This is a genomic window from Streptomyces huiliensis (assembly GCF_020037025.1).
In the GTDB taxonomy this organism is placed as follows: domain Bacteria; phylum Actinomycetota; class Actinomycetes; order Streptomycetales; family Streptomycetaceae; genus Streptomyces; species Streptomyces huiliensis.
Map to the genome: position 1 here is coordinate 87,351 of NZ_JAIQLH010000037.1, position 6,633 is coordinate 93,983.

Annotated in this window: 8 protein-coding genes; 2 read left to right on the top strand and 6 right to left on the bottom strand. The window is 71.6% G+C overall.

From position 1 onward, the window contains the following. Positions 1 to 89: 89 nt before the first annotated feature. Positions 90 to 1,160 (bottom strand): mechanosensitive ion channel family protein, encoded by a 1,071-nt coding sequence (locus JNW98_RS08730; protein WP_223767528.1) that lies wholly within the window; start codon positions 1,158 to 1,160, stop codon positions 90 to 92. Positions 1,161 to 1,418: 258 nt separating this feature from the next. On the opposite strand from JNW98_RS08730, the gene JNW98_RS08735 reads away from it, so the two are divergent. Next, positions 1,419 to 1,955, top strand: coding sequence for an HNH endonuclease (locus tag JNW98_RS08735; protein ID WP_004950088.1), 537 nt, complete (start codon positions 1,419 to 1,421; stop codon positions 1,953 to 1,955). A gap of 73 nt (positions 1,956 to 2,028) precedes the next feature. Here JNW98_RS08735 and JNW98_RS08740 read toward each other — a convergent pair whose 3' ends face one another. Together JNW98_RS08740 and JNW98_RS08745 are read right to left on the bottom strand one after the other, a co-directional pair. After that, positions 2,029 to 2,958 carry a hypothetical protein gene (locus tag JNW98_RS08740; RefSeq protein ID WP_223767529.1) on the bottom strand — a complete coding sequence of 310 codons (930 nt, stop codon included), beginning with the start codon at positions 2,956 to 2,958 and terminating at the stop codon, positions 2,029 to 2,031. A 1,153-nt stretch (positions 2,959 to 4,111) separates the two neighbouring features. After that, the gene (locus JNW98_RS08745; protein WP_223767530.1) at positions 4,112 to 4,954 is read right to left on the bottom strand and encodes a serine hydrolase domain-containing protein; all 843 of its coding nucleotides are present in this window, start codon (positions 4,952 to 4,954) and stop codon (positions 4,112 to 4,114) included. Positions 4,955 to 5,072: 118 nt separating this feature from the next. Here JNW98_RS08745 and JNW98_RS08750 point away from each other — a divergent pair, with 118 nt between their 5' ends. Next, positions 5,073 to 5,282: a hypothetical protein gene (locus JNW98_RS08750; protein ID WP_223767531.1), complete on the top strand. Its 210-nt coding sequence runs from the start codon at positions 5,073 to 5,075 to the stop codon at positions 5,280 to 5,282. Between the two features lie 24 nt (positions 5,283 to 5,306). On the opposite strand, the gene JNW98_RS08755 is transcribed toward JNW98_RS08750, so the two are convergent. The 3 genes from JNW98_RS08755 to JNW98_RS08765 form a co-directional block, all read right to left on the bottom strand. After that, positions 5,307 to 5,720: a type II toxin-antitoxin system VapC family toxin gene (locus JNW98_RS08755; RefSeq protein WP_308015528.1), complete on the bottom strand. Its 414-nt coding sequence runs from the start codon at positions 5,718 to 5,720 to the stop codon at positions 5,307 to 5,309. Positions 5,721 to 5,742: 22 nt separating this feature from the next. Next, positions 5,743 to 5,958 (bottom strand): hypothetical protein, encoded by a 216-nt coding sequence (locus JNW98_RS08760; RefSeq protein ID WP_223767533.1) that lies wholly within the window; start codon positions 5,956 to 5,958, stop codon positions 5,743 to 5,745. A gap of 84 nt (positions 5,959 to 6,042) precedes the next feature. After that, the coding region (locus tag JNW98_RS08765) for a discoidin domain-containing protein (protein ID WP_223767534.1) at positions 6,043 to 6,633 on the bottom strand (591 nt) is incomplete at its 5' end.

The window sequence follows — 6,633 nt, forward strand, 5'->3', positions numbered from 1 at the left end:
GTCCGGCGTTTGAGGACAACCGCGCGGAGTGCGGTTTCAAGGGGTCTGGGGCGGAGCCCTAGGAATCGGCGAAGGGGCGGGACCGGGGCTCACTTCCCGAGCGTCGCCCCCGGCGGTATAGGCGCCGTAGCCAGCGACTGCGCCGACGTCGGATTGGCGAGCACCGACGGCGGCGCCACGACAGCCGAAGGATCGGCGGTCGCATCCGCCGCCTCCCCCTCCGCCGCGGCCGGCGGCGGCCCCATCCGAATGCCCGCCGCGTCCAGCGCCCCCTTGATCCGCCAGCGCAGCTCCCGCGCGACGGCCGCCGCCTCGCCCGGCGCGGCCTTGGCCTGGACCCGGACCACGACGGAGTCGAGGGAGACGGAGTCCAGCCCCATGACCTCGACGGGCTCCCAGAGCTTCTCGTCCCAGGGCGCGCTCTTGGCCATCTCCTCACCCACCTCGGTCATCACCCGGCGGGCGCGCTCCAGATCCTCGTCGTAACGCAGGGTGACGTCCACTTCGGCCATGGCCCAGCCCTGGCTCAGGTTGCCGATCCGCTTGACCTCGCCGTTGCGGACGTACCAGATGGCGCCGTTCGCGCCCCGGAGCTTGGTCACGCGCAGGCCGACCTCGACGACCGTGCCCGTCGCGACGCCCGCGTCGATCTCGTCGCCGACGCCGTACTGGTCCTCAAGGATCATGAAGACGCCGGACAGGAAGTCGGTGACCAGGTTGCGGGCGCCGAAACCGATCGCCACACCCGCCACACCGGCGCTGGCCAGCAGCGGAGCCAGGTTGATCTTCAGGACCGAGAGCACCGTCAGCGCCGCCGTTCCCATGATCAGGAAGGAGGCGACGCTGCGCAGCACCGAACCGATGGCCTCGGAGCGCTGGCGGCGGCGTTCCGCGTTGACGAGGATGCCGCCGAGGGCGTTGTCCACGGCCTGGGCCGTGCGGTTCATCCGGGCTATGAGCTTGGTGATCCCCCGGCGGACGAGCGAGCGCAGGACGAGCGCGATCGTGATGATCAGGACGATGCGCAGACCGTTGCTGATCCAGACGGACCAGTTCGCCTCCAGCCAGCCGGCGGCGTCGTTGGCGGTCTTCTGTGCCTCGTCGAGGGACGAGGGACGAGGCGTCGAGTCAGCGGCGACGAGGGCAGCGGACCAGGACACAGCGGGAACCCTTCGTAATGGACATGCCCGGCGCCGAGCATCGGCAGGGGCAGAATCACCACACTAACGGGGCAGAGCGGGTCCCCCGTTGTTGTGTTCGAGAAGGTACGGGTCCTGCGCGCAGTTGACCGAGGTGTGTTCCAAAACACCTGTGGCCCGTTACCCGCCGATGGTGGCGCACCGGCCAGGGGCCAGGGGACACTTGCAGGAGATCGTCCCGGCGCGAGCCACGCGCCGCCGGCGTACAAGGAGGCACCCGTGCCGCACGTCCTGGTCCTCAACGCGTCGTACGAGCCGCTCGGCGTCGTACCGCTCCGCCGCGCGCTCATACTCGTCCTCAATGAGAAGGCCATCAGCCTTGAGGACACGGGCGCCTACCTGCACAGCGCCAGCTGCACCATCCCCGCTCCCAGCGTCGTGAGGCTCAAGCGCTTCGTGCGGGTCCCCTTTCGGGGGCCCGTCCCGCTCACCCGCCGGGCCCTCTTCGCCCGCGACGGCGGGCGCTGCGCCTACTGCGGTGGCGTCGCAACCAGCGTCGACCACGTCGTCCCGCGCAGCCGGGGCGGGCAGCACGCCTGGGAGAACGTGGTGGCCGCGTGCCGCCGCTGCAACCACGTCAAAGCCGACCGGCACGTCTCCGAGCTGGGCTGGCGGCTGCGGCACCAACCCGCCCCGCCGTCCGGCCTCGCCTGGCGGATCATCGGCACGGGGCATAGGGACCCGCGCTGGCTGCCTTACCTGGAGGCATACGGCGCGGAGGACGCGATGGCCCGGATCGACGGCATTTCCGCCTGAGACCCCCGGGCCTTCTTCGTACCCGGCCCGGCGCTTCGGCGCGGGGCCGGGGGCCGTCGTGCCCGGTCGGGCGTCAGCCGCGCCGCCTGCCCGGCTTCGGGAGGCGGGTGGGAGTTCTGGGGCGGTCGCGGACGACGGCCCGCAGCTCGTCGACGCGACGGCGGACGGTGTCCTGGGCGTCGGGGGACGGATCGTCGGCCGGGGGTGTGCCGTGGCAGACGCGGCAGAGGCCGCCCGGGAGGGCCTCCGGTGGGCCGGGGACGTGGCAGTCCGTGCATTCCATGATCAGGCGGGGTCCTCCGGGCCGCTCCACGTGCGGAGTGACGGGCTCCGGTGCCGGTTCCGGTGGCATCCGGTCCGTCAGCCTCCTGCGGGCGAACGCGCCCGGCGCGGCGACGACGTCCGGCAGCGCGTTGACCAGCGCGTGCCTGACCGCCGCCGGGCTTGCGCCGCGCGCCAGCCACTCCGCCGCCAGCGGTTCGAGCGCGGCGCAGTCGCGGGCCGACAGGGCCATGCGGGGGTCGGCGCGGCCGGCCGAGGCAAGGACGTCGTGGGCGGGGGAGCGGCGGGAGGGGGACGTCGTTCGCGGGCTCACGTCCGCTTCCGTGGTCGTCGTCGGCGGTGCGTCGCCCCGCAGGAGCGCCGACCACCAGGCGTCGTCGCGCGCTGTCCGTGAGAAGTACGTCCGGGACACCCACTGCGTCCGCTCCGCGCTCACCCGTTCCCGGCAGACGCGCAGGTGGCCCGCCTCGGAGAGGGCGCGCAGCGCCGTGCGGACGGCTTGTTGGCCGTACGGGAGTTCCTTGGCGAGCGTCTTGTGGTCCATCGCCGCGCCGTCCGGCAGGCGGTCGATGTGCGCGGCGATGTACGCCTCGCGGGCGGGGAGGTGCGCGAAGTCCCGTGCGGTGCGCGGTGCTTGGTCGGGTGCGGGGCGCTTGCCGTAACCGGGCCTGGCCATAGGGGGGCGCGGGCGCACGTCGGCGATAGGATCGGCGACAGCCATGAGGATCCTTTGGGGTTGAACGGATCTTGATGGTCAGGCTCTCGCCCGGTGTTTGCGGCACCGGCGGGGGCCGTTTTGCTGTGTGTGCGCAGCACGGTACACGCTCGCACCTCTCCGTCGCGACGCGGTTGCGGAAAGTGAACCCGGTGTGCATACGCGGCGGTTGGGAGGGAGGGTGGGTGGGGTTGAGCCCGCACCACCCATTCCTTGGAAAGAGGGCTCGGGGTCCGGGGTCCGAAGCTCGGGTCTTGGGCTTCGGGGGTGTTTTCGCAGGTGGCCGCGCCGGGGAGTTGGCGTAACGGACCCGAGCTTCGAGCCTCGGGTGGCGGCCCCCCCTCTCCGTTCCTCACGTGAATGTTCGCACTCGCCACGAAAGGGTGAATGTGCGGCAGGAAGCCCAACTCATCCGGAAACACGCTTTGTTGGCGCTAGGCTCAGCCGCGTGACGTGCCACTCGTGAGCCTTCCTCCGGGTCGGCTCGCTCGCCGCGTTCGGGGCTCCATCCAGGGGTCTCGGACGGGGTCGGCCCGTGTGCCGTTCTGTCCGAGGTCCCTCGTGGAGCCTCGCAGTCGGCGGGGTTCCGATCCGTGGAGAGGGACTACATGGCCCGTCATAGAAGGCTGAGGAGCTCGATCGACTGGCGCCGGGTCCGACGAGGGGCGAAGGCGGTGACACCGTGGGTAGAACTGTTCGTCGCCGTGACCACGTTGATCCTGGTAGTGATCGGCAAGGGATGATCGACGGGGCCTATAGCCATTAGGCCCCGTCGATCCACCCTTCAGCTTGTCCGTCACGGGACCATTCCCCGTGGCGGACTTTTCTCTTGTGCCTAACCGCTGGGGCCTATATCCAGTAGGTCCCAGCGACCAACCTCTTAGCTGTCCGTCACGGGCCCAGACTCCGTGGACGAACTCTCTCTTGCGTCTGACCGACGGGACCTACACCCAGTAGGCCCCGGCGACCAACCTCTCAGCTTGTCCGTCACGGGAGCAAGCCCCCTGGCGAACGCCCCGTTCAGGCCGGAGCACTTCCACGATAGCGGCAGCCGCCACCCGGCGCCCGCTCCCTTGTGGACCTCGCTGCTGGCGTCACACTCCTGAGCGGTCCCGCCGAGCGGCGGATCGCCAGTTCGTTCGAACTTCGCGGCCGGAGCTCACCGCCGCAGCAGGTCGACCCCCATCCGGTCCGTCTCCTCCGGCGAGCCGCCGAGGCGGTGGACGAGGACCCACCGCCCGTCCGGGAAGGCCCCCGCGAAGACCGAGGCCCCGCGCGTGGCGCCGTTGTGCCAGGTCAGCTCCCCGGCGCGCTGCCAGCTCGGGGCCGGGTCGCCGAGGACGCGGTCGACGACGAGGCCGGTGAGGACGCGGGCCGCGGCGCGCGGGGTGGCCCAGAGGCCGCCGGCCGGGAGGATCGCGCCGTCCATGGTCCAGGGGCGGGACGGCCGTCCGAACGGCCCCTTCGGTACGACCCTCGGGCGGCCCGCCGGCGGCCGGGGCGCGACGTCGTCGGCGACGCCGAGCGGGACGAGGACGCGTTCCCGCAGGCCGTCGGCGTACGGCCGACTGTCCGCCGCCGCGAGGGCGGCGCCGAGGACCGCGTAGCCGAGGTTGGAGTACGTCTCCCGCTCGCCGGGCGGGGCGGTGGCCAGGGCGCCGAGCCGGGGGAGGAGGGCGCGCAGCGCCTCGTCGGTGAAGGGGCGGTAGGGGTCGGTGCGCGAGGTGAGGCCGGGGGGAAGGCGGGGGAGGCCGGACGTGTGGTCGGCGAGGTGCCGGAGGGTGATGCCCGTGCCCGGAGTGGACGCCGGGAGCCACTTCTCCAACGGGTCGTCCATGTCCAGGACGCCGTCCGCCGCGAGCCGCGTCAACAGGGTGCCGGTCAGCACCTTGGTGAGTGAACCGATCTCGACGAAGGCGTCAGGGTCGTGGCCGTGGGCGACGGACGGCTTCCCGTGGCCGACGGAGGACAGGACGCAGGTGGGGACGGAGGAGTTCGGCATCCGTTCATCATGATCACTGACGGTCTTCGCCGACAAGGGAGTTCGGGAGTACGCACTTAGGGGGAGGCTGTCGCACATGCCGGTGCCATCGTTCCAACTTGGGCGCATCATCGCGGACATGAACCAGAAAGCCGGGCAGCAGGAGAGGTTCCCCAGGACGATGTGCGAGGGAGTGCGGTGCACCCGCTGCATGGACCGCACCATGGTGCGCGAGATCCACATGGGTCACGACGGCACCATCTCGCGCTACGACGACTGGGTCTGCAACTGCGGCTACCGCCGCCCGAGCAGGGAAGAGCCCAGGCGGGTCGGCGGCATGGCGAGGTGAGGCGGGAGTGCGTGGGAACGTCTCTCACGCCGGGTAGAGGCGGAGCGTGCCGGTATGCGCGGGGCGGACCACGGTGAAGTGCCGACGGTCCAGCGTGGCGACCTTCGCCGTCTTGACCCGCTCGGCCACCGCCACCACCGAGGCGTCCGTTCCGCCCAGGGGCAGGTCCGCGTAGGCGCGGACGAGCTCCGCCATGCGCTCCAAGTCCTCCGGCATGAGGCCGGTTACCGTCCCGTATGCGCCCAGTGCCAGGTCGTCCAGGAAGACAGCCTCGGCTCGCGGGCCGCCGTAGCGTTCGATGAGGTAGCAGGTCTCGGCGATCACCGTGGCCGGGACCAGCAGATCGCGTCGGGTGGGCAGGGAATCGAGCCAGGCCCGGCAGCGGTCGTGCGCGGCGTCGGAAGGGCTGGCGAGGGCCACCAAGGGGCCCGTGTCCACGACGATCAGAGGGGGGATTGTGTCAGTGCCCGAAGCCGTCGGAGAGGTAATCGTCCACACGCGCCGACAGGTCCGGTGGCGCGTCGGAGAGGATGCCGACGGAGCGTGGGTACGGCGGCTCTGTCCCTTCCCGTGCGGCGTCGCGCCGGGCGTACGTGTGCAGTATGGCGGCGACCGCGGCCAGCTCGTCCGGATCGATGCGGTCGATCAAGTCGTGCAGCTCTTCCCGTGTCGTCATGGGTCCAGCGTAGGGCGCCTGTTTCTTTCGTGAGACGTTTCGTTTCACGCGTGAAACGAGGGCAGGACGGCTCACGCCCCCGGCCTACCCTTTCCGTACCGCGTAAGCCTCCACGTCCACCAGTGAGTACCCCGCCGACTCCACTGCCCGCTTCACGCCCTGGACGCGGACGAAGCGGGTGCCCGGGGCGTCGAGGCGGACGGTTTCGGTGCCGCCCTTGCCGTCGGTGATGGTGGCGGCGTCACGCCAGGTGCGGCCGTCGGGAGAGGTCTGGACGCGGTAGCGGGTGGCGTGGAGTTCGTCCTGCCAGTGGAGGACGAGGCGGCCGAGGCGGGTGGGGCGGGGGAGTTCGAGTTGCCACCAGGCGTCGTCGGCGGGCGGGGAGGACCAGCGGGTCTTGGGGCTGCCGTCGAGGGCGGCGAAGGGCGGGAAGTCGGAGGCCTCGTCGCCCGACGAGGTGGCCCGGCCGGTGCGGGCCAGGTCGGGGCCGCCCGCGGCGGGGTACGCGCGGACGGTCACCGTGCGCTCCTGGTCGCCGAGGCGGATGGGGACGGTGAAGACGCGGGACGCCGCGTCGGCCGGGACGGAGAGTTCCACGCGGGTGGTGGTCACGCCGCCGCGGACGGCCGTGACCTCGGCGGGGGCCTTGACGGTGACGCCCTTCGGCGCGCGGAC

Excerpts from the sequence above, each read along its gene's own strand:
- JNW98_RS08750 (WP_223767531.1), top strand. The coding sequence starts at position 5,073 with ATGAACCAGAAAGCCGGGCAGCAGGAGAGGTTCCCCAGGACGATGTGC.
- JNW98_RS08745 (WP_223767530.1), bottom strand. The coding sequence starts at position 4,954 with ATGCCGAACTCCTCCGTCCCCACCTGCGTCCTGTCCTCCGTCGGCCAC.
- JNW98_RS08760 (WP_223767533.1), bottom strand. The coding sequence starts at position 5,958 with ATGACGACACGGGAAGAGCTGCACGACTTGATCGACCGCATCGATCCG.
- JNW98_RS08740 (WP_223767529.1), bottom strand. The coding sequence starts at position 2,958 with ATGGCTGTCGCCGATCCTATCGCCGACGTGCGCCCGCGCCCCCCTATG.